This is a genomic window from Priestia sp. P1_B12_1 (genome assembly GCF_056406695.1).
This window is the reverse complement of the sequence record NZ_JBFTZR010000002.1, coordinates 726315-748495: the sequence shown is the minus strand read 5'-3', so window position 1 is coordinate 748495 and position 22181 is coordinate 726315. Positions and strand designations below refer to the sequence as shown.

General features: G+C 37.8%; 24 protein-coding genes. 7 read left to right on the top strand and 17 right to left on the bottom strand.

What is annotated here, in order from left to right; all coding sequences use genetic code 11:
• Positions 1 to 209: 209 nt before the first annotated feature.
• On the bottom strand, positions 210 to 875 hold the full coding sequence (locus tag AC1D0Y_RS09245) for a YkyA family protein (RefSeq protein ID WP_098333598.1): 666 nt from the start codon (positions 873 to 875) through the stop codon (positions 210 to 212).
• 169 nt (positions 876 to 1044) lie between these two features.
• Here AC1D0Y_RS09245 and AC1D0Y_RS09240 point away from each other — a divergent pair, with 169 nt between their 5' ends.
• Both AC1D0Y_RS09240 and def read left to right on the top strand, forming a co-directional pair.
• A complete protein-coding gene (locus AC1D0Y_RS09240; RefSeq protein ID WP_016763434.1) occupies positions 1045 to 1155 on the top strand; it encodes a YjcZ family sporulation protein in 111 nt (36 codons plus the stop codon).
• Between the two features lie 174 nt (positions 1156 to 1329).
• Positions 1330 to 1884 (top strand): peptide deformylase, encoded by a 555-nt coding sequence (gene def, locus AC1D0Y_RS09235; protein ID WP_013056051.1) that lies wholly within the window; start codon positions 1330 to 1332, stop codon positions 1882 to 1884.
• A gap of 28 nt (positions 1885 to 1912) precedes the next feature.
• On the opposite strand, the gene AC1D0Y_RS09230 is transcribed toward def, so the two are convergent.
• The gene (locus AC1D0Y_RS09230) at positions 1913 to 2695 is read right to left on the bottom strand and encodes a Cof-type HAD-IIB family hydrolase (protein ID WP_028407939.1); all 783 of its coding nucleotides are present in this window, start codon (positions 2693 to 2695) and stop codon (positions 1913 to 1915) included.
• A 550-nt stretch (positions 2696 to 3245) separates the two neighbouring features.
• Here AC1D0Y_RS09230 and AC1D0Y_RS09225 point away from each other — a divergent pair.
• Positions 3246 to 3455, top strand: a complete 210-nt coding sequence (locus AC1D0Y_RS09225; RefSeq protein WP_013056049.1) for a DNA-dependent RNA polymerase subunit epsilon — start codon at positions 3246 to 3248, stop codon at positions 3453 to 3455.
• A 5-nt stretch (positions 3456 to 3460) separates the two neighbouring features.
• Positions 3461 to 5128, top strand: coding sequence for a ribonuclease J1 (rnjA, locus tag AC1D0Y_RS09220; protein WP_013056048.1), 1668 nt, complete (start codon positions 3461 to 3463; stop codon positions 5126 to 5128).
• 42 nt (positions 5129 to 5170) lie between these two features.
• On the opposite strand, the gene AC1D0Y_RS09215 is transcribed toward rnjA, so the two are convergent.
• The 6 genes from AC1D0Y_RS09215 to AC1D0Y_RS09190 all read right to left on the bottom strand — a co-directional run bounded on the left by AC1D0Y_RS09215 (position 5171) and on the right by AC1D0Y_RS09190 (position 12107).
• Entirely contained in the window at positions 5171 to 5833 is a 663-nt protein-coding gene (locus tag AC1D0Y_RS09215) for a potassium channel family protein (RefSeq protein WP_013056047.1), read from the bottom strand.
• A 154-nt stretch (positions 5834 to 5987) separates the two neighbouring features.
• Positions 5988 to 7793 (bottom strand): ABC transporter ATP-binding protein, encoded by a 1806-nt coding sequence (locus AC1D0Y_RS09210; RefSeq protein WP_477707517.1) that lies wholly within the window; start codon positions 7791 to 7793, stop codon positions 5988 to 5990.
• A gap of 15 nt (positions 7794 to 7808) precedes the next feature.
• Positions 7809 to 9545 (bottom strand): ABC transporter ATP-binding protein, encoded by a 1737-nt coding sequence (locus AC1D0Y_RS09205; RefSeq protein WP_028407937.1) that lies wholly within the window; start codon positions 9543 to 9545, stop codon positions 7809 to 7811.
• A gap of 380 nt (positions 9546 to 9925) precedes the next feature.
• Positions 9926 to 10822: a phosphogluconate dehydrogenase (NAD(+)-dependent, decarboxylating) gene (gene gnd / locus AC1D0Y_RS09200; protein WP_014461004.1), complete on the bottom strand. Its 897-nt coding sequence runs from the start codon at positions 10820 to 10822 to the stop codon at positions 9926 to 9928.
• Between the two features lie 187 nt (positions 10823 to 11009).
• The gene (locus AC1D0Y_RS09195) at positions 11010 to 11456 is read right to left on the bottom strand and encodes a redoxin domain-containing protein (RefSeq protein ID WP_013056043.1); all 447 of its coding nucleotides are present in this window, start codon (positions 11454 to 11456) and stop codon (positions 11010 to 11012) included.
• Between the two features lie 102 nt (positions 11457 to 11558).
• Positions 11559 to 12107 carry a peroxiredoxin gene (locus AC1D0Y_RS09190; RefSeq protein WP_014461006.1) on the bottom strand — a complete coding sequence of 183 codons (549 nt, stop codon included), beginning with the start codon at positions 12105 to 12107 and terminating at the stop codon, positions 11559 to 11561.
• A 356-nt stretch (positions 12108 to 12463) separates the two neighbouring features.
• Here AC1D0Y_RS09190 and AC1D0Y_RS09185 point away from each other — a divergent pair, with 356 nt between their 5' ends.
• A complete protein-coding gene (locus AC1D0Y_RS09185) occupies positions 12464 to 13327 on the top strand; it encodes a mechanosensitive ion channel family protein (protein ID WP_477707516.1) in 864 nt (287 codons plus the stop codon).
• 35 nt (positions 13328 to 13362) lie between these two features.
• Here the strand turns inward: AC1D0Y_RS09185 and AC1D0Y_RS09180 are convergent, their stop codons facing one another.
• The 6 genes from AC1D0Y_RS09180 to AC1D0Y_RS09155 all read right to left on the bottom strand — a co-directional run bounded on the left by AC1D0Y_RS09180 (position 13363) and on the right by AC1D0Y_RS09155 (position 17838).
• Entirely contained in the window at positions 13363 to 13608 is a 246-nt protein-coding gene (locus tag AC1D0Y_RS09180) for a YkuS family protein (RefSeq protein ID WP_013056040.1), read from the bottom strand.
• 56 nt (positions 13609 to 13664) lie between these two features.
• Positions 13665 to 14792 carry an N-acetyldiaminopimelate deacetylase gene (locus AC1D0Y_RS09175; RefSeq protein WP_028407934.1) on the bottom strand — a complete coding sequence of 376 codons (1128 nt, stop codon included), beginning with the start codon at positions 14790 to 14792 and terminating at the stop codon, positions 13665 to 13667.
• Between the two features lie 144 nt (positions 14793 to 14936).
• Positions 14937 to 15656, bottom strand: a complete 720-nt coding sequence (gene dapD, locus AC1D0Y_RS09170; RefSeq protein ID WP_013082280.1) for a 2,3,4,5-tetrahydropyridine-2,6-dicarboxylate N-acetyltransferase — start codon at positions 15654 to 15656, stop codon at positions 14937 to 14939.
• A 129-nt stretch (positions 15657 to 15785) separates the two neighbouring features.
• Positions 15786 to 16664 (bottom strand): LysR family transcriptional regulator, encoded by an 879-nt coding sequence (locus AC1D0Y_RS09165; protein ID WP_013056037.1) that lies wholly within the window; start codon positions 16662 to 16664, stop codon positions 15786 to 15788.
• A 99-nt stretch (positions 16665 to 16763) separates the two neighbouring features.
• On the bottom strand, positions 16764 to 17219 hold the full coding sequence (cbpB, locus tag AC1D0Y_RS09160; protein ID WP_013056036.1) for a cyclic-di-AMP-binding protein CbpB: 456 nt from the start codon (positions 17217 to 17219) through the stop codon (positions 16764 to 16766).
• A gap of 382 nt (positions 17220 to 17601) precedes the next feature.
• Positions 17602 to 17838, bottom strand: a complete 237-nt coding sequence (locus AC1D0Y_RS09155; RefSeq protein WP_013056035.1) for a YkuJ family protein — start codon at positions 17836 to 17838, stop codon at positions 17602 to 17604.
• A 280-nt stretch (positions 17839 to 18118) separates the two neighbouring features.
• Between AC1D0Y_RS09155 and AC1D0Y_RS09150 the strand changes: the two genes are divergently transcribed.
• On the top strand, positions 18119 to 18355 hold the full coding sequence (locus tag AC1D0Y_RS09150; protein WP_013056034.1) for a glutaredoxin domain-containing protein: 237 nt from the start codon (positions 18119 to 18121) through the stop codon (positions 18353 to 18355).
• 41 nt (positions 18356 to 18396) lie between these two features.
• Here AC1D0Y_RS09150 and AC1D0Y_RS09145 read toward each other — a convergent pair whose 3' ends face one another.
• The 3 genes from AC1D0Y_RS09145 to fadH all read right to left on the bottom strand — a co-directional run bounded on the left by AC1D0Y_RS09145 (position 18397) and on the right by fadH (position 21105).
• Positions 18397 to 18867 carry a DUF3993 domain-containing protein gene (locus tag AC1D0Y_RS09145; protein WP_477707515.1) on the bottom strand — a complete coding sequence of 157 codons (471 nt, stop codon included), beginning with the start codon at positions 18865 to 18867 and terminating at the stop codon, positions 18397 to 18399.
• Positions 18868 to 19023: 156 nt separating this feature from the next.
• The gene (locus tag AC1D0Y_RS09140; protein WP_013056032.1) at positions 19024 to 20235 is read right to left on the bottom strand and encodes an EAL domain-containing protein; all 1212 of its coding nucleotides are present in this window, start codon (positions 20233 to 20235) and stop codon (positions 19024 to 19026) included.
• 105 nt (positions 20236 to 20340) lie between these two features.
• On the bottom strand, positions 20341 to 21105 hold the full coding sequence (fadH, locus tag AC1D0Y_RS09135) for a 2,4-dienoyl-CoA reductase (RefSeq protein ID WP_028407931.1): 765 nt from the start codon (positions 21103 to 21105) through the stop codon (positions 20341 to 20343).
• Positions 21106 to 21276: 171 nt separating this feature from the next.
• Between fadH and AC1D0Y_RS09130 the strand changes: the two genes are divergently transcribed.
• On the top strand, positions 21277 to 22143 hold the full coding sequence (locus AC1D0Y_RS09130; protein ID WP_013082275.1) for a metallophosphoesterase: 867 nt from the start codon (positions 21277 to 21279) through the stop codon (positions 22141 to 22143).
• The last annotated feature ends 38 nt before the right edge of the window (positions 22144 to 22181 follow it).

Genomic DNA, 22181 nt, shown 5'->3' with positions numbered 1-22181 from the left:
TATTACACAGACACAAACTGTATTATATGTTTTATAATAACCTTCTCTTTTTTTACGTCTGCACATCTCCTATCTTGCCACAAATAAACGAATTTTTAAAACAATAACCTTTTGTAATTTTTACTTGAATCATGTCGAAACTCTTTCTTTATTTCAGAAAACCTTCCTTTTCAGCCAAAAAAAAAGACCTGTAAACTTCACAGGCCTTCTTATTTATCCTCGCTATTTTTCACCTTTAACTTTGTTTTATTATAAAAATCCTCTTTGGCTTTGTTATAGTCAGCTGTTAATGTGTTAAACGTTTCTTTTTTCTTTTCAACTTCTTTATAAGTAGCGTTGATCGAAGCGATTTGTGTTTCAAGGTTCTCTAATTTCACATTGTCTTTTTCAAAGAGCGTATATAGCTGACGATCTAATTCAATGGAATGAAGATAGGCATCATGTAAGGACTGGTAGGCCTTATAACGCTTCTTCATTAACGAAGATAGTTCAAGCGCCTCTTCTTTTGCTTTGCCATCTTCTAGCTTTTGGATCTTTGGCTCTGTCGCTTCAAACTGTTTTTGCGAAGCGCTGATGCTTTTTTCTTCTTTTTGTAATTTATTTTCACGCTCATCTAATAAATGCTGCGCTTTTTGTGCTTTATTTTTTATTTTCTTTTTATCTTTAATCCCTAGCTCAATAATTTGGTCGTATATCGCATTTTCTTGCTGTTCTAAATCAGCTAACGGTTTTTGCTGATCAGCAAATTGCTTTTCTTGCGCTACCACTTTTTCTAATCCATTGTATACCTCAAGCTCAGGCGATGAGCCCTCTGCACAGCCTGCTAGTGACATAGCAGCAATGCCGATAACTATATATCTTCCGACGCATTTCATATCTGGTAAATCCTCCCTTATTCATGGGTCATTATACAATTTTTGTAGGAAATTAGCAATTTATCTACACCCTTTTACCACCTTTTAATATATTATACTAACCCAATCGTGAAAAAAAGGGAGTTTATTACTTTTTACCTTGGGATTGATAACTACGGGAGGTTACATTATGTTGGGTTATGGTGGATATGGCTGTGGCGGTTCTAATAAAGGTTTTGTGTTATTAATCGTACTGTTCATTTTATTAGTTATTATCGGCTGCAGCTGTGGCGGCTGGTAATTATACAATAAAAGCGGCTAACGGTCGCTTTTWTTTTTTCTTATGCATGTTTTTCCATATGTGTGATACATATAATTAGTAGAAACATTTATGTGGTCAAGGTCGAGGTAATGACTTTTTTATACGGATTTGGTACACTTTATACCTATAAAATAGCCTAGGGAGATGTGAAAGTTGATTACAATGAACGATATTATTCAAGACGGACACCCAACGCTGCGAGAAGTAGCAAAAGAAGTACCGTTACCTGCTTCTGAAGAAGATAAAAAGATTTTACATAGCTTATTAGAATATGTAAAAAACAGCCAAGATCCTGAAATTGCTGCTAAATATGGACTGCGATCTGGTATTGGGCTTGCCGCTCCTCAAATTAATGTATCAAAACGAATGATTGGGGTACACGTTACGGATGAAAAAGGCAAGCTATACAGCTATGCATTATTTAATCCTAAGATCATTAGCCACTCAGTAGAAAAGACATACCTTACAGGCGGTGAAGGCTGCTTGTCTGTCGATCAAGATATCCCAGGATTTGTTCCTCGATATGCACGTATCACAGTAAAAGGCACAACGCTTGAAGGCGAAGAAGTGAAAATTCGTTTGAAAGGCCTTCCTGCTGTCGTATTTCAGCACGAAATTGATCATTTAGACGGAATTATGTTTTATGATTACATTAATAAAGAAAATCCATTTCAAGAACCTGAAAATGCTTTTCCATATGAACGCTAAAAAACGCGAGCTAGAGCTCGCGTTTTTCTTACTTTAATAATCCTACTAGCTCTAATCCGTGAAGAATACCATCTTCTGCTACATCTTTTGTAACAAGATTAGCAACTTCTTTCACGACTTCTTCCGCATTCCCCATCGCTACGCCATTTCCGACAAATTCCAGCATTTCGATATCGTTTAAGCCGTCTCCGAATGCATATACATCTTTTTTGTCAAAGCCAAGCTTTTCAATCATGGTCTCAATTCCTCGTGCTTTTGATCCACCTTTTGGCAGAACATCAGTTGAAAATTCATGCCAGCGAATAAAGTCAAATTTCTTAAATTTTTCTTCATAAGGAGCTTCTTCTCCCGCTGTACAGAATAAGAGGGATTGATAAATTTCACGCCCTTTGAAATAAGTAGGGTCGTGGTGAGGGTGGGTAAATCCAATTTTCAGCGTGCTGATGCTGGATTCGATATAATCATGAAATTCAATGTTTGATTTCATATCTTCATGATCCATGTATACGACAGGGTGATCATGCTCAACAGCAAAAGCTGTTAAATCTTGAAGCTCTTCTTTATTTAACGGGTTTTTGTAAAGAACTTCTCCATTTAAAACAATGTACTGACCATTAAAGCTAATATATGTTTGAATATCCAACTCTTCACGCAGATCTTTAAACATAAAAGGAGCCCTTCCAGTTGCAATTGCCACTTCATGCCCCTGCTCTTTTAACAGCTGGACAGCTTTTTTTGTAGAAGCAGGCAGTTTTTTATCATGATCCAATAACGTTCCATCAATATCAAAAAAAATAATCTTTCGTTCCACGTTTATCACCTTATTTTTTATAATTTTTTATCTCTTTGTTAAGCCTTTCCAATTATATCAAACGAGCACTAGTTTCTCTATAAATGGACGGTCCTATTTACAACTTTTCCATATTTAACCACGAGAAACCTCTCCCTTTTCATCATATAATAAAAGTACAGAGAGAGACAGGCAGGTATCGCAAAAAAAACAAAGGAGCTGAAAAATCATGTTAAAAGATTTTCGAAAAAGGCTGCTAAAACGCTGGAATGAATTATTGCGTAAAAAAACGATGGCATAATCGATTTTTTTAGGGCTTTCTGTTGTAAAATTTGCAGAGTGTGTGTCTGCATCGTACAATGGAATAGCCCTTATTTTTTATACGCCCGGAAAATATAGTCTTGTATCCGTTTCCTATTAATATTATTCTATAATTAATTGACTTGTTATATTTAGATGACTAAAATGTAGTGAAAGCAAGTTTCTTTAGAAAATACATGAAATACATACACATTTTATAATATAATAAAATAAGTTATTTGAATTTCGGAATTAAGGAGAGATTTTTGTTATGATTTTTAAAGTTTATTTTCAAGAAAAAATGAGTGAAGTAGCTGTACGTGAAAATACAAAAACAGTGTATGTGAACGCAGATTCTGAGCGTGACGTTCGTAAAAAGCTAAAAGCGCGTTCAATTAATATTGAGTTTGTTCAAGCAGTGACTGGAGACTATCTAGAATATGAACAACAGCATGAAGATTTTAAAGTATTGGAGATATGATGAAAATGAAATTTGTAAAAAATAATCAAACGGCAGTTTTCGCCCTGGGTGGACTAGGCGAAATCGGTAAAAATACGTATGCCGTACAGTTTCAAGATGAAATTATTCTTATTGATGCAGGAATTAAATTCCCTGAAGACGAGCTTTTAGGAATTGACTACGTTATTCCTGACTACAGTTATTTAGTAAAAAATGCAGATAAAATCCGTGGCCTTTTCGTTACACATGGTCATGAAGATCACATCGGCGGAATTCCTTACTTATTAAGAGAATTAAACATTCCTATTTATGCAGGGAAATTAGCCCTTGGGCTTCTTCGCAACAAATTAGACGAGCATGGGTTGCTTCGCACAGCTCAGCTTCATGAAATTACTGAAGATGACGTAATTAAATTCCGTAAAACATCGGTAACGTTCTTCCGTACAACTCACAGTATTCCTGATTCTTACGGAATTGTGGTAAAAACACCAAACGGACAAATCGTACATACAGGAGATTTCAAGTTTGATTTTACACCAGTGGGCGAACCGGCTAACTTAACAAAAATGGCTGAAATCGGTAAAGAAGGCGTTCTATGCTTGCTTTCAGACAGTACAAACAGTGAAATTCCTAACTTTACGATGTCTGAGCGACGCGTAGGTGACAGCATTCATGACATTTTCCGTAAAGTAGACGGCCGTATTATTTTTGCAACGTTTGCTTCAAATATTCACCGCTTACAGCAAGTAGTGGAAGCAGCCGTATTGCATAACCGTAAAGTTGCTGTATTTGGACGCAGTATGGAAGCAGCTATTGAGATTGGCCAACAGCTTGGATATATTTCATGTCCAAAAGATACGTTCATTGAGCCTTCTCAAATTAACCGAATTCCAGCTAACCGCGTGACTATTTTATGTACAGGCAGCCAAGGTGAACCGATGGCAGCGCTATCTAGAATTGCAAATGGTACTCACCGCCAAATTCAAATTATCCCTGGAGATACGGTTGTATTCTCATCTTCACCTATTCCAGGAAATACAGTAAGTGTTAGCAAAACAATTGATATGCTATTCCGTGCAGGAGCAGAGGTTATTCATGGTGCTCTAAACGATATCCATACTTCTGGACACGGTGGACAGGAAGAGCAAAAATTAATGCTTCGTTTGATGAAACCAAAATACTTTATGCCAATTCACGGTGAGTATCGCATGCAGAAAATGCACATCAAACTTGCAACAGACTGTGGAGTTCCTGAAGAAAACTGCTTCATTATGGATAATGGAGAGGTGCTAGCTTTAAGCGACAGCGAAGCTTCAGTAGCCGGCAAAATCCCTTCAGGCTCTGTATATATTGACGGAAGCGGAATTGGTGACATTGGAAATATCGTACTTCGTGACCGCCGCATTTTATCTGAAGAAGGTCTTGTTATTGTCGTTGTAAGCATCAATATGAAAGACTTCAAGATCGCTGCTGGTCCAGACATTATCTCTCGTGGTTTTGTTTATATGCGCGAATCTGGTGACTTAATCAATGATGCACAGTCTCTTATCACAAAACACTTGAACAAAGTGATGGAACGTCGTACGTCACAATGGTCTGAGATTAAAAATGAAATCACAGACACATTGGCTCCATTCCTTTACGAAAAAACAAAGCGCCGTCCAATGATTTTACCAATCATTATGGAGGTTTAATAAAAGAAAAAGAGCAGATGCAATTGCATCTGCTCTTTTTTATTAAGCACTGGCAAATTTATTTTCGAAGCGGTTGATATCTGCATCTGCTCCAATAACAATCAACACGTCCCCTTCTTGAATCGTTTCGGACGCCTGAGGAGAAACGATGATATCTCGATCACGCTTAATGGCTACAATGTTAATGCCATATTTCGCACGAATGTCTAACTCAATCAGCGTATTGCCAGCCATTCTTTTACTCGCTACTAATTCGACAATACTGTGTTCTTCAGATAGCTCTAAATAATCCAGCACGCTGTTTGAAATCATGTTATTGGCAATTCTTCGTCCCATATCTCGTTCGGGATGCACGATAAAATTGGCGCCAATTTTTGATAATACTTTGGCATGATAGTCATTTTGCGCTTTTACCGTTATTTTTTCAACGCCCAGCTCTTTTAAAATAAGGGTCGTCAAAATACTTGCCTGAATATTGTCACCAATAGCTACGATAACGTGATCAAAATTACGAATTCCTAAACTTTTTAGAACCCCTTCATCCATTGAATCGCCTACTACTGCATGCGAAGCAACGTTAGCATACTCATTTACCTTTTCTTCATCAATATCAATCGCCAGAACTTCCATTCCTTGATCGCTTAATGTTTTACAAATGCTTCCTCCAAATCTACCTAATCCGATGACTGCAAATTCTTTTTTCATTTGAATTCCTCCATTATGTACAGGAAAAAATCTGAACTACCGTTATTTTACCACAATTCTTTTGCATCAACCTCATTTTCCCTTTAACACTTATACCTCTTTACCATTTCTCACACTCATAGAAAAACAGAAGGATTAGCTCCCTCTGTTTTTTTTAAGCTGTAGCATGGGTTTGAACAAGGTAATAATATACGCCTTTTTGCTGCATTAGTTCCCTGTGATTCCCTGTTTCAATAATGCTTCCGTGATCTAATACAATGATGTTATCTGCCTCTCGTATAGTAGATAACCGATGAGCAATCATGATGGCAGTTCTGTCTTTTAACAGCGTTTTAAGCGCCTGTTGAATCTTCACTTCTGTTTCCGTATCGATGCTTGCTGTCGCTTCATCTAAAATGATAATACGAGGATCAGCCAACAGCGTTCGAGCAAATGAAATCAGTTGACGCTCTCCCACGGATAAGACGTTTCCTCGTTCTTCTACTTCCGTATCATAGCCTTTTTTCAGACGCTTTATAAAATCTGCAGCTCCTACCGCTTTTGCGGCCTTAATCACTTCATCATCAGTAGCATCCGGTTTTCCAAACCGTATGTTTTCCATAATGGTTCCTGAAAAGATAAAGGTTTCTTGCAGCACAATACTAATTTGCGCCCGTAAACTTGCTAACGTAATATCTTGAATAGGCATATTATCAATTAAAATCTGCCCTTCGTTCACATCATAAAAACGGGTGATTAAATTAGCAATGGACGTTTTTCCAGATCCAGTATGCCCCACTAAAGCAACCGTCTGGCCTTCTTTTATGTCAATTGATACGTTGTTGAGAGCTTTCCGCTTCCCATCATAAGAAAATGAGACGTGCTTGAACTCGACTTTTCCCTTCATACCGTCTAAAGACGTAGCGGTTTCCAAATCTGTGACGAGAGGTTTTTCATCTAGAAATTCAAAAATACGCTCGGATGAAGCCATTCCCATTAATAATTGATTATACACTTGCCCTAAACGAGAAATCGGTTCCCAAAACATTCCAAGATAAAAAGCAAATGATACAAAAATACCAATTGTTAGCCGTTCATCTTGAATAAGTGCGGCACCGAACCAAATTAAAATAGCCGTTCCGACAGCATTTGTGAGTTCTACAAACGGTCGAAACATGGCATTTTTTCGAGTAGCTTGCCTCCAGCTCTCGTAATTTTCACTGTTTATGCGCTCGAAAAACAGCATATTTTCTTGTTCTTGAGCAAATGATTGAGTGACGCGAATGCCTTGAATACTCTCATTTAAATGTGAATTTAATACTGACTGCTTCATACGAACAACTTGCCATGACCGACGAATTCTTCTTCTCAGCTTTGTGGAAATCAAGAACATAATCGGTAAAATGACTAAAACAGCACATGTCAAAGCAGGACTGAGAGAAAATAAGATAACTACAATCCCAAATAACAATAAGAGGTCCATAAACAGGTTAACTACCCCGTTGGTAAATAAATCTTGAAGAGAGTTAATATCATTCATAATCCTTACAAGAATAGAGCCTCCTGAACGCGTATCAAAAAACCGGTGCGACAGCCCTTGAACATGCGTAAATAAATGTTTTCTTAAATCATATATAACGTGCTGCCCGAGTTGGTTCATCCATTTAATTCGAAAAACATTCGAAATATAAGAGAGGACATACAAGCTAAAGATTATGAAAACTAACTGCATGAGCAGCGTGCTATTCTTATCTTTTACAGCGTGATCAAGCGTATAGACACCTATCAAAATAGGAATAGCGAGTCTAATGACCGTCGTGATAATGACCATAAGAAACGAGAAAGGAAGCAAGTTTTTTCGGTATGGATGAAGATAACGAAACAAGCGGGCCATTTGCTTCCAGTTAAACATCTTATCAATGATTTGATCTGTTTGATAATAAAAGCGCTCTCGCACAACTTTATTTTTTTGAGCTTCCATTCTATTCCTCCCTTGTTATACGTTCATTACCGACGTATTGCTTTCATATTGAATGTCATAAATATTTTTATAAATCCCTTGCTTTTGAATGAGCGTTTCATGGCTTCCTCTCTCTTTTATTTGACCCTCATGTAAAACCAAAATTTCATCGGCATGTCGCAAAGAAGAAAGGCGGTGTGCGATAATAAACGTAGTACGATTTTTCATCACTTCTTTTAAAGCCAATTGAATTTCTCTTTCTGTTTTCATATCAACGGCACTCGTCGCATCATCTAATACTAAGATGCTCGGGTTTAAGATAAGCGCTCGTGCAATCGCAATGCGCTGCTTTTGTCCTCCTGATAACCCCAGTCCTCTCTCTCCCAGCATCGTGTCATACCCATCAGGAAGCTCCATAATAAAGTCGTGTGCCTGCGCTCGTTTTGCAGCATCAACAATGTCTTCTCTAGAAATCCCTGGCACTCCATAGGAAATGTTGGTTCCTATGCTGCTTGAGAACAAAAACGTTTCTTGAAGTACAAAGCCAATTTCTTTCCGAAGAACAGAGAGCGGATACTCTTTAATCGGAAGATGATTAACTAAGATTTGTCCTGAAGTCGGTTCGTAAAACCTCGTAAGCAGCTGTGTTAAGCTTGTTTTGCCTGCTCCAGTTGCTCCGATTAAACCTACTACTTTTCCTTTAGAAGCAGAAAATGATATGTTCTCAAGCGACTTTTTTTCTTCGTTTGGATAGGATAAGCTAACATGTTGAAACTCGACCGTTCCATTAATAGAGAAACTCCCGGCATGCTCATGGACTTTTTCTTCTTCTTCTAAAATTTCTAGCAGCCTTTCACCTGAAGCTTTAGACTGTGAAAACATATTGATAACAAACCCTAGATTCATAATAGGCCACATTAAATAAGAGGTTAAGCTAAAGAAAGCAACAAGCTCCCCCGGACGTACGCTTCCGTTCATAACAAGCGCTCCTCCGTACGCAAGGAGACCAACAATGGATAAGTTTCCTATAAACTCCATTAAAGGGAAATAAGTTGCCCACACATTCGCGGTTTCAATGTTTCGATTTTTATAAACTCCGTTGGAGTCGTTAAATTTAGAGGTTTGAAATTTTTCTCTTGATAGTGACTTGACCGTTTGTATGCCGCTTATATTTTCCTGAACATTTGTATTAAGTTCCCCAAACGATTGGCGAATTAAGCGAAACGCTGGATGAACGCGTTTATCAAAACGATAAACAGCTACTCCCAAAAAAGGCAGCAGGCAGATTGTGACAAGAGTGAGTGAAATAGAGTAGTAGAACATAACGGAAAAGCTGGCAGTAAGTAAAATAACGAAGCGAATTAATTCTGAGAAGCCAAAAGATAGAAAAAAACGAAATCCTTCTACATCAGCTGTCAACCTAGACATCAAGTCCCCTGTTTTAGCATTGTCATAGTAAGAAAACGGTAAATACTGAAGTTTGCGGTAAAGTTTATTGCGAAGAGTATACACGGACTTAATTCCAAATAAGTCGCCGTAATATTGCTGAATATATGTAAAGATTCCTTTGACAATCATCAGCCCAATAAAAATAAATGCTACATTATCGACTAGCTGATATTGTTTTCCTAACACAATATGATCAATCGTATATTGCAGCACAATAGGGTAAATCACAGTGATGGAGGTTACCAACAACAAGCAAATAGCAGAATAAAAAAAGTACATTCGGTACGGCAAATAAAAATCTTTTAGTTTTTTAAACGTTTCCATATACCCCTTCCTTCCTTTAGCTAAAATGTGGCACACATATTTAAATATATCGGTTCCCGAAATAAATTACCATAATTTTTAGATATTTTTTCAAAAAAAGGTAAATAGTCATAAAAAAGAGGATGGGATATAACTAAATGAATTCAATCTAAAGACGAACAAATGGAATACATTAGTTGAGCTGCTTGTGATACCGCAGTTGATTTCCCTGCAAGACTTTGCTTTCCGCGGGCGCCCCACTTGCACTCCTATCAACTGCTAGAAAGATCTAAACAGACGAAACTATTCACTGTAACAAAAAAACGAACCACTAATCAAACATGTTGATCAATGGTTCGTTTTTCACTTCGTCTAAAATACGTTTGTCCCAGTGTCTTTTTTTATTGTTTTTCTACTGCATGTCCGCCAAACTCATTGCGAAGAGCGGCAACTACTTTACCTGTAAACGTATCGTCTTCAAGTGAACGATAGCGCATCATTAACGATAAAGCAATAACTGGCGTTGGCACTTGTAAATCTAAAGCTGATTCAACCGTCCATTTTCCTTCACCGGAAGAATGCATAACTCCTTTAATACTGTCAAGTTTTGCATCTTTTGAAAATGCACGTTCCATTAATTCGATTAACCATGAGCGAATAACAGAGCCATTATTCCATACGCGGGCTACAGCTTCATAGTCATAGTCAAATTCACTTTTCTCTAACACATCAAAACCTTCAGCAATTGCTTGCATCATGCCGTACTCAATTCCGTTATGAACCATTTTCAAGAAGTGGCCGCTTCCTGCTGCACCTGAATAAAGATAGCCGTTTTCTACGTTGATGTCGCGGAAAATAGGTTCGATTGTAGCAAATGCTTCTTTATCTCCCCCAATCATCATACAAGCACCGTTTCGGGCACCTTCCATTCCGCCGCTTGTTCCGACATCAAAGTAGTGAATTCCTTTTTCAGCAGAAGCTGCAGCACGTCGTACAGAATCTTTATACTTGGAATTACCGCCTTCAATAATCATATCTCCTTCTTCAAGTAGTTCTTGGAGCTCAGAAATTACTTTTTCTGTGAGCTCTCCAGCCGGAACCATGACCCAAGCAATGCGTGGTTTTTCTAATTTGCTCACTAATTCTTTAATGGAAGAAGCGCCTTCTGCTCCCTTTTCTGATACTTTCTGTACGGCTTCGTTGTTCACATCGAATGCTACTACAGAATGGTTATGATCTAGTAAATTCAATACTAAGTTTGCTCCCATTTTCCCTAAGCCAATCATACCTAATTTCATATGTAAATTACCTCCAATAGTAAGTTTCGTATCATGTTGTTAGTGTTAGTATGGTGTAAACTCACAAGAAAAAATCCACATTTTTATATTTCCTTTATCAGTTACTTCCTACACACAAAAAAGAAAAACATTCGATGCAAGTTCTACTAAGCATCGAATGCTTTTCACCTGTTACAACTGCCTGTATTTATTCGTTCTCGCCTAATACACGATTCACGCGCTTTTCAAGCATTTTCATACCGCTTCCACCAGCTTGGAAGTGGCGTAGCTGACCTGTTTTGTCAAATACATAATATGCCGGTACATATTGATTTTCAAATGCATCCGTTAATTTATGCTCACTGTCTACAAAAATTGGCTGCGTAATATCATGTTCTGCTGCTACTTCTTTAATTTTTGATAAGTCTAAATCATCTTCAGAGCGCGGCATATGAACTGCTACTACGTTTAATTGATCCTTGTATTGGTCGCGAAATTCATTTACTTGAGGCATTGCTTCTTTACATAAATGACAGCTTACTGACCAAAAATGAATAAGCGTTGGCTTTTCGCCGATTAGCTGCTCTTTTGTAACCTCTCCGTTTAACCATTCTGTAGCGCCCGTTAACTCAGGCATTGGCTGACGTAATTTCATGAATAAAAGCCTCCCTTATTTTCACTATTATTAACTATATGTTCTTTATTATCCGATGAAAAAAAGGCCTAACGTGGACGTTAGACCTTTTAAACGTTGTGCTTACGCGTTTAAAGTAGCTTGACCTGGTTTCCAGTTAGCTGGGCAAAGTCCGCCAGTTTGTAACGCTTGAAGAACACGTAAAGTTTCATCAACGTCACGGCCAATATTGTTGTGGTTTACAACTGAATATTGTAATTCGCCTTCTGGGCTGATGATGAATAAACCGCGAAGTGCTACACCTTCTTCTTCAATTAAAACGCCGTACTCACGAGAAACAACGTGATTTGTATCAGCTGCTAATGGATATTTAAGATCACCTAAACCATTATCTTTACGATCAGTGTTGATCCAAGCTAAGTGTGTATGGATTGTGTCTGTAGAAACACCGATTACTTCTGCGTCAAGATCTTCAAACTCATCATAACGGTCAGAAAGTGCAGTGATTTCTGTTGGACATACAAATGTAAAGTCCATTGGATAGAAGAATAATACTGTCCATTTGTCATTTTTAATATTTTCTTCTAAGCTAACTTTACCGAATTCTTTGTTTGATAATACAGCTTCCATTTCAAAGCGTGGAGCTTGTTTACCTACCATACGTTCTGGCATACATGATCCCTCCAAATAATTATTAAATGAGAAAATGTATAAAACATTCTCACTTATGTACTGTTATAACGGTTTTCATTATAATGGATATTGTTTTTTTAGTCAATATTAATTAAGAATGAATTTAAACAACATCTTATAATGGTAACATAGTTGTTATGCCCGCCTTTAGGGCAAATTAAACCCTGACTTCAGCAAAAAAATGCTATAAAAGGGTTGCATTTATTTACCTTCTCAGTTTAGCATGTCTAATATCGGGAATAAACAAATGTGCTCATACTCTTACAAAATCTTTTCCACAGAATAAATTCCCACTTATTAATATTGAAACAGAACATAGGAAGGATGAACAACTAATGTTTAAGATGCAAGACATCAACTGGGAACAGCTTCTTACCGATGCCGGAGTTATTGTGTTAAAACTCATTGCCATTACCATTGTATTTTTACTTGTACGAGCAATTGGTAAAAAAGTTATTGAACGTTCCTTTGAAAAAATGAGCGAGCGCGAAAATGCTACGCGCGGACGTATACTCACACTCAAAAGTTTAACCGTTAATGTGTTTTCATATGTACTTATTTTTATTTTTGTCGTTATGCTGCTTGAAGCAGTAAATATCCATGCCACAGCTCTATTAGCTGGTGCCGGAGTTGTGGGTCTAGCAATCGGGTTCGGTGCTCAAGGACTGGTTAGCGACGTTGTAACAGGTTTCTTTTTACTTCTTGAAAAACAGCTTGATGTTGACGACTATGTAACAACCGGAAGTTTTTCAGGAATTGTCGAATCAGTAGGTCTTCGTACTACTCAAATTCGCGGATTTGATGGAACTCTACACTATGTGCCTAACCGTGAAATTACCAGCTTAAGCAATCATTCCCGAGGCAATATGCGCGCGTTGATCGATATTGGCATTTCGTATGATGATGATATTGACAAAGCTATTTCCGTACTAGAAAAAGTATGCGAGCGCGTTGCTGCAACAAATGAAAACATTGTAGAAGGACCAAATGTGATAGGAGTTCAGGGTCTAGGCGCATCGGACGTTGTGCTTCGTGTAGTTGGCAAAGCTAAAAACGGTGAACAGTGGGGGATTGAACGTCAGCTTCGCAAAGAGTTTAAAGAAGCGTTTGACGCAAACGGTATTGATATTCCGTTCCCTCACCAAGTAAATATTGATAAAAAGCAGCCTGAAGATGCCAAGCAGCCTCAGCATGCATAAAAAATAGCCGAAGGATTTATTCCTTCGGCTTTCTTTTATCCTTGTACCTTGTTGCCTACTTGCTGACAAATTTCTTCTGCCGTTAATCCGCTAGCTGTAATAACTGAGCCTTGCGTTACTGCATCAGAAATCCCCATTACGTTTGAATCCTGTCCTGTTACAACACAGCAATCGCACCCTTGTGCATCACTTTCGTTGCGTAATTGTACCACTTCATGTCCGAGCTGCTGAAGTGCAGCTTGTACATCTGTTAAACCGTATTCTACACCAATTCGTGCCATCGTTGCCCACCTCCTCATGGTATTAATTTAGCCATAAGGAAAAATGATTATACGATTTATTGATTGCCTTTATGTTCAAAATATTTTGTAATAAGTGAAATCGCAATATCTATTGCGCCTTCATGAGGCTGCAGCTTTGCATGATGAAGCCCATATTCAGACTGAACGCCAAGCCAAAACATAAATCCAGGAATATCTTTTAGCATATAGCCAAAATCTTCTCCTGTCATTGCTTCTTTACACTCAATGACATCCACGTCCGTTTGCGCTTCGGCAAATTCCATGAACTCTCGGGTGACTTCATGGTGATTATATACTTGATGATACATACAGCCATAATCAATGGCTGTTTCACACTGATACCCTACTTCTACTCCTTTAACAATCGCTTCAATTCGTTCTTTAACACGCGTCATTGATTCAGGAGATAGCGTGCGAATGGTTCCTTCTATGCGAGCTCTCTCCGCAATAATATTTTGAACCGTCCCGCCTTGAATTTTTCCTACTGTAATTACAGCGCTGTCTAGCGGATCAACGTTGCGAGCAACAATAGTTTGAAGCTGTGAAACGAGCTGACATGCAGCAACTACCATATCATTTGTTGTATGTGGATAAGCAGCATGGCCGCCTTTTCCTTTTAAATCAATAAATAGCTCAGACGTGTTAGCAAATAGTAACCCTTCCTTCAGCGCAATCGACCCAACCGGATATTCAGGCGCTACGTGAAGGGCGAAGATGAAATCTGGCAGCCATTCTTTCATGATGTCGCTTTGGAGCATTGGCTGTGCTCCTCCTGGACCTTCTTCTGCAGGTTGAAAGATAAACAGTACATTATCTTTGATTTCATGCTGAGCAAAGTAAGTCAGTACGCCTAATCCAATGGCCATATGCATATCATGTCCGCAGGCATGCATGAGTCCTTCATGCTGTGATTGAAAAGAATAATTCGTTTCTTCCGTGATAGGAAGACCGTCAATATCTGCTCGGTAGCCTATTGTTTTAGTTGGATTTGTACCATGTACTTTAACAAAGAGTCCTGTTTTCCACGTCTTTACTTCTAAGCGCTCTTGCGGAAGAGTGTTAATATAATCAAGCAAAAAACGCTGTGTTTTCACCTCTTGAAACCCTAATTCAGGAATTTTATGTAGCTCTCTTCTTATTTTCACAAATTCATTTTCAGCCATGTGTATGTCCTCCTCACGAAATAAAGAAGAAAGCGTGGTTGCCCACGCTTCCAACTTGTCCATATGATACGTTCAAGGATTCAGTATCCCAATCGCTAAAACCGATTAATTCAGCAAAGAAAAAGCGCAAACTGATCGTTTTTCTTATTCTTCGTTTAATTGACGCAATTCTTGCTTGATTTCTGTTTTAGACTTTGTTTTTTCGTCAATTTCTTTAATAACGCGAGCCGGCGTACCTGCTACTACTGTGTAAGGAGCTACATCTTCTACCACAATTGCACCTGCAGCAACTACGGCACCTTTACCTACTGTTACACCTTCAAGAACAACAGCATTAGCACCGATTACTACATCATCTTCTACTACAACTGGTTTTGCAGAAGGTGGCTCAATAACACCAGCTAATACAGAACCTGCGCCGATGTGACAGTTTTTACCTACTGTCGCACGACCACCAAGTACTACGTTCATGTCGATCATTGTTCCTTCACCGATCACAGAGCCGATGTTAATAGATGCACCCATCATAATAACAGCGTTGTCGCCGATTTCAACTTGATCGCGAATAATAGCGCCTGGCTCAATACGAGCTTTAATTCCTTTCATATCTAATAAAGGAATCGCAGAGTTGCGGCGATCGTTTTCAATTACGTAGTCTTCAATTTTTCCTTCGTTTGCTTCAATAGCAGCTTTGATTTCTTTCCATTCACCAAATACTACACCTGTGTTTCCCGTTACGAATGTTTTAGAAGATGAACCAAAGTCAATTCCTTCTACTTCACCTTTTACGTAAACTTTTACCGGTGTTGATTTTGTGCTGTTTTGAATAAATGAGATAATCTCATTAGCATCCATCATTTTCATTATGTATTCCTCCTAAGTAAGCAATGTCTCATTTAATGTAACAAAATGCTTTCACAATGACAAGCATCATTATCGTTTTAATAAAAAGATAACGATTGCAAATAAAAAAAGCGAGCATCTAGGCTCGCTTTATACCGTTTCTCTTACATATTCACGTACAATATCAACAAATGCTCGAACTTGCTTCAGTTTAAACGCTGATTCATATCCAACTAAAGAAGTGTCTCGCGTAATTGGCTCTCCATTTGCTTTCAGAAGCGGCGTCCGGTGAATATGGCTTCCAGCTTCTTTAATAGCAATCGATGGTAAAATAGCGAAGCCAAGACCATTTAAAGCCATTTGCTTACACGTCTCAATCTGATCCACTACAATCGTACGCTTCGGTGTAGTATGAAACTCTCGATGCCACCATTCTAAAATTTCTTGATAATACGTTGAGTCACTTTTAAATTGAATAAATGGTCGATGAGTATTTACTACTTCCGCTGCCCTTTCAATTTCTGAATCAACTAGGTAAAGAGGATCTGTAAATAAATGTTCTTTGACGCCTTTCCAATCCGGATTTCCGCGTATGATTCCAATATGTACCTCATCTTCGTACAGATAGCGAAGCATTTCACTGCTCCAGCCGGTTACAAGAGAGATTTTAGCATGTGGGTAGCGATCCATATAGCGTTTTAACACCGCCGGCAGCCAGTGCTGTCCAATAATCGAAGCCACCGCTAATTTGAGTGTACCATATACTTCATTATCTAAATGATGCAAGTCCTCACGAACCCGATCTTCTTTTTCTACCACTTCTTTTGCAAATTGAACAATCTTTTCTCCAGCAGGCGTTAATGACAGTCCTTTTTGCGAACGAATGAAGATTTGTGTATCCCATGCTTTTTCAATGGTTTGCAGCCTCTGTGATAAAGCTGGTTGCGATACAAATAATCTCTCTGCAGCTTTTCTCATATTTAATTCTTGAGCTAATACAACGAGCATTCGACATTCTATTAATTGCATTCAGTTATTCCTTTCAAGCCTCTTTTTACTTTCATTTTACCTTTATCATATAAGAAAAAAACGGAGAAAGATAGGCTGAAACACGATTTCTTAAAAAAATTATTGAAATGACTCTTTCGGGAGAATGATGGACTGCCTCCTTAATGACTTCAACAAATTTCTTCGTGTTAAAATCCCTTCAAAAATGCCATCTTCATTCTCTACGCACAAAAAAGGATGGTTAATCATGGCATTTATGACTTTTAATACAGATTTTTTCATGGAGACACGAGGGACATTTTGATTCATAACTTCTTCTACTTTCATGGTTTCTAATCGTTCAAATTCAATGCGCTTTAATCCTAAAATCGAATCTAAAATAAGCGTCATGCTCACGAACCCCTGCAGCTGAAACCTTGGATTTAATACGGGAATGGACGTATAGCCAGTCTTTGTTAACACGAGCAAAGCATGTTCTAAATTATTTCCCACTTGAACATGAGCAACTTTATCAGAAGTGACAAGCAAATCTCGAAGTTCAATTTGATTTAACTGATTGTGATCAATATCAATCATTTATACATTCTCCTTCCATTTCTCATAACTTCCACGCGTGTAAAGAGAAAAAGAACAAGCTACAAAATGAAAATAGCTTGCTTACGTAAATGCGAACCTTTAAGAGGGAATAGAAGCAGACACACTCGATGTTTTCCCTTATATGTTAAGTCTAGATTCTTTTAAAACAAGTGTCAACGAAAGTTCATAATTATCTGAATTTTTTATTTTGATTTTTTTACAGCATTCGACCCGTTCCTTCCATTTATCAGAAAATCCGCTATCGCTTTGTCGATATTTCTCGGGAAAATAGGACAGAAGCCACCGCAAAAACTCCATACGCAGTAACAAAAAAATGCCGCAAAGTATAAAATCCTTTGCGGCATTCGTTTTGCTTTATCCCTTAATGAATAAGTTCAAAAATCTCAATTGCAATCATATCAACGTTATCAAATTGATAAACGGCTGGCTTTTCACCATCTTGATATACTTCAAGTTCGTATGTTTCAGTTTTTGCATGATATTTCACGCTGCAAATTCTTTTTCCCTCTACTTCGAAGAAGCGTTGTGGCGCTTCACTTCCACTTGCTTGCTCACGGAGATTCACAAGACGAGTTAAAATACCTTGTAATTGTGACATATAATCTCTCCTTTCACCTATTACATCATTACGCATTCGACTTTTCTACAATATCAATTCAAATAAATACTTTATCTAAACTAATACTTAAAAGACACCATTTCACTATATGCCACATACTAAAAAAACACAAGTACTTTACGTGATTTTTCATAAGAAAATGCCTTATTATAGCGATATATGTCGTTTTTTATTATAATAACATAGCGATATACTATGTATCATACAAAACTTCATTCTACTTTAACACCATTCATTTTAATATAGGGAGGTGCTTTCATTGAGATCTATAGAGTTGTACACACAACCAGCTTGCCCACCTTGCGAAATTGTTAAACAGTTTTTACAGCATCATCACGTTTCCTATAAAGAATTTGACGTATCTAAAGATGCTTCTGCTCGAAAACGAATGACTACTGAGTTAGAATCTTATTCCACTCCGACCATTCGTGTTGACCAGGAAATTATCAGAGGATTTGACCTTCAAGCGCTTGAGAAGCTTCTTAACATCGGGTAACCGAAACACTCAAAATAAGCTTTTCTTGGCTATTTTGAGTGTTACTTACTATATATAGACTTTTGCACTTTCCATTTCCCTTGTTTTTTTACTAACGTGATCATTTCGTAATGATCTTGGTATTTTACCCGTTCACTATGCACAGCCGGAAAAAATTGATAGACATAAGCTTTGTTTTGGTCGGAATGAAGAGCTACCTTCGTTTGTTCATCGAAAGAAAAGAAAGGGATGTAGTGTGTTAAATATTCAGGTCCCTCTCCGACATACCCTTGAGCTTTTTGTAAGAGAGCCTCATTAAAAAACACAGATGCATACTCATCATCTAAAAACAATTTCAGCTCACGAACAGCGTCTTGATTAGTATGAGCAGACGCAGCTCTTAGCTGAGCCTGATAAGCGTCCTGCAAATTTATAAAGATTTCATGCCTAATCTCTCCTGATACTTCTGCATGAACAGACTTTCCTGAGTACAAGACAATCAGCAAAAAGACAAGTAAGCATATTTTCTTCAAATTAAATCAGCTCCTTAACTTCTTTTTTATTAGAATTCCGAAATTTTCTTTACCTATGCATATCTCTATAACCGACTGTCGTTCTCCTCTAAAAAAACATAAAAAAACGGCAACCACTTTTGCTGGTTGCCGGTTTAACTTCAACTTATTTATTCTCTACAAAACGTCTCTTTCGTATAAAAAAGAATATGAAATATCAAGGAATATATAGTGCATATTATCAATCGGATACGAAAAAGTTCGGATATTCTCACCTGTTTCAATATCATTATACAAATCTGATAATATGCCTTTTTTCTCATAGCTCATTCGAATAATATTCTCAAGAAAATATGGGCGCCAGCTCCAATTTTTCTTTACATATTCAGGTTCAAGAATCCAATCCTCGTTTTTCTTTACATAGTTAGAAGACTTTTGAAATCCATTTTCATCGCAGATGTAAAGGCGAAAACACACGTTGGATAGTTCTTCTGCAATAACAGGCAGCATATCGTCATACGTTTCTAACTTTCTGCACTTTGTCATTACCTGCTGCATTTTATCTTGAAAGCGTTCTGTCAGCTGGTAAACAGCAAGCAGCTTTTTCTTTTCGTGAGCGATATACATTTCAAAACGTTCCTTTAGTTTATCCTTTAAGATGTTCGGATCGACAAGTTCAGCAGCCGGCTTATGTAAATAATAACCTTGAAAATACCTGCCTCCGTTTCTCCATGCATATTGCAGCTGATAGGAGGCTTCTATATCTTCGTATAGAAGCGTAGCACCCATTTTTCTTGCTAACAGAGATAAAGAATACAATACGTCTTGATACGACTGCGCCATGTCCGTTTGTCTCAGAATATGTAAATCTACTTTTAAGATATCTGGTGAAAGCAACCCAATCCTGTCTAGATTACTACTTTCTTTTCCTATATTATCAATTGCAATCTTAATACCATATGTTTGATAATACTTTAGTAAGTGTTGAAGTGATTCCAAATCTCCACTAAAATTGTGTTCTGTAATTTCGAGAACAATTCGATCAAGCGATAATCCTTTATTTTCGAAAAGTTGCAATAATTCTAGCAAGGATTCTCCATGATCGTTCATTAATAAATTAGGGTTCTGATTAATAAAAATTAAAAATTGTTCTTCCTGGGTCAACATATGCTCGAGCGCTTGCGTTAAAACAGCATAATCAACTTCTATGCGATATTCATCCGGAATCGCATCATCATGAAAGAATGGGCCGAGACTTTCAATTTCCCCTTCATTTTGAAACCTCGCCAACACTTCATAGCCAATTACTCTATGTCCATCTGCACTAAAAATTGCTTGATAATACGGAAGAGTTTTCTCTATGTTTGTTAATACATCTAACGGGTCCACTCAACTCTCCCCTCTCCTTGTTCACTTTACGTTAGTATAATACGAATAGCATAATTTTGCTAGCCCTTCTCGGTTTGCTTTGTACTTTTTAGTGCGTATCCAACCTTAAAAAGGATGCTGATTTAGCCACTGTCCCCCGTCCATTGTGATGCATTCCCCATTGATATAAGATGCTTCATCGGAGAATAAGAAACTGGCTAATCCTGCTATTTCCTCAGGAGTTCCAAGGCGTCCTAGTGGTACAGAATTCAATGTACGCGCTTTCATTTTTTCTGACTCAAATAATTTATCGGCTCCTCCTGTTCGCTCGATCGGCCCCGGTGCAATCGCATTTACCCGTATACCATATTTCTTTCCCCACTCTACCGCGAGCGTGCGCGTCATGGTTAAAACTCCTGACTTGGCACAAGCTGAATGAATAACACCTGCTCCTGCATTCCATGCATATGTAGCCACAATGTTTGTAATGGCCCCTTTTGTACCTTTATCGATCCAATATTTCCCTACTGCGGAACTGCAATAAAATGTACCATTTAATACGATATTAATTACGCTGTTCCATCCATTAATGGATAAGTCTTCAGCTGCACATATAAAATTGCCTGCAGCGTTATTAACTAAAAAATCAATTTGGCCAAATGCCTTGTCCGTTTCTTGAACCATTCGTTCTACATCTTCTGGATTGCGTACATCCATTACCACTGAAAGTACCTGTCCATCAAACGTTTTAATTTCATTTTCTGTCTCTTGTAATCGATCGGCTGACCTACCTGTGATTACCACATGAGCACCTTGTTCTGCAAATCGCTTCGCCATATGTTTTCCCATTCCGCTTGAACCGCCAGTAACAATTACGACCTTGTTCTTCAATTTATATTCCTCCCCAAAACATAAGTGTTTTACAACTATCATTTTACTATTTTTTCTGAATAAAGTGAAACTTTTATCCATTTAACTTAAAAGCAGACTTCTCGTTGTGATGATAAAAAAAACAATGCTATAATGAAAACTTGAAAACTATAAGGAATAGGTTGATTTTGCATGAAAAAGACGTATACAAGACGATCTTTTTTGAAAGGACTAGCGTCTATTTCGTTAGGGTCTTTGCTCACCACGTCTTTTGGGTATACATATGCCAAATATATTGAGCCTAGACGTCTGCAAATTGTTCGTCATACAATTACTTCTAAAAACATTCCGAAAAGCTTTAACGGAATAAAAATTTTACAATTTAGTGATATTCATCTTGGACTCTCTTATGATTTATTACAACTAGAACAGCTTATGGTGACCATAAATAATTTGAAGCCTACTATTATATTATTTACCGGAGATTTAATGGATGTACCTAATGAATACCCGCATCCAGAAAGAATTCCTCCGATTTTACAGAGGCTTCAGGCTCCTCTTGGAAAATATGCTATATATGGTAATCATGATCACGGGGGATATGGAACAAATATCTACAAACAAGCCATTGAAGACGCAGGATTTAGACTTTTAGTAAATGAAGTTGACACGGTGTCCATGCCCGATAAAAGCTACATTCATATTTGTGGACTCGATGATATTATGCTTGGGAACCCACAATATGAAGGAACGCTAGGGCAATTACAGCCGGACATTTTTTCTATTGCTATGATTCATGAACCTGACGTTGCTGTCAAAGCAGCTCCTTTTCCAGTGGATCTTCAGCTCTCCGGCCATAGTCATGGAGGCCAAATTCAAATTCCTTTTTACGGTCCTTTGATTACACCGCCCTTTGGGACGGTTTACCCTGAAGGAATGTACGAAGTTGGAGATTCTAAAATGAAGCTTTATGTGAATAGAGGCTTAGGAACCACTCGCATTCCTTTTCGTTTTTTAGCTACGCCTGAAATTACGCTTTTCACCTTGCAATCAACATAAAAACGCCCCGTAAGGGCGTTTTTATGTTTTTTGTCTTT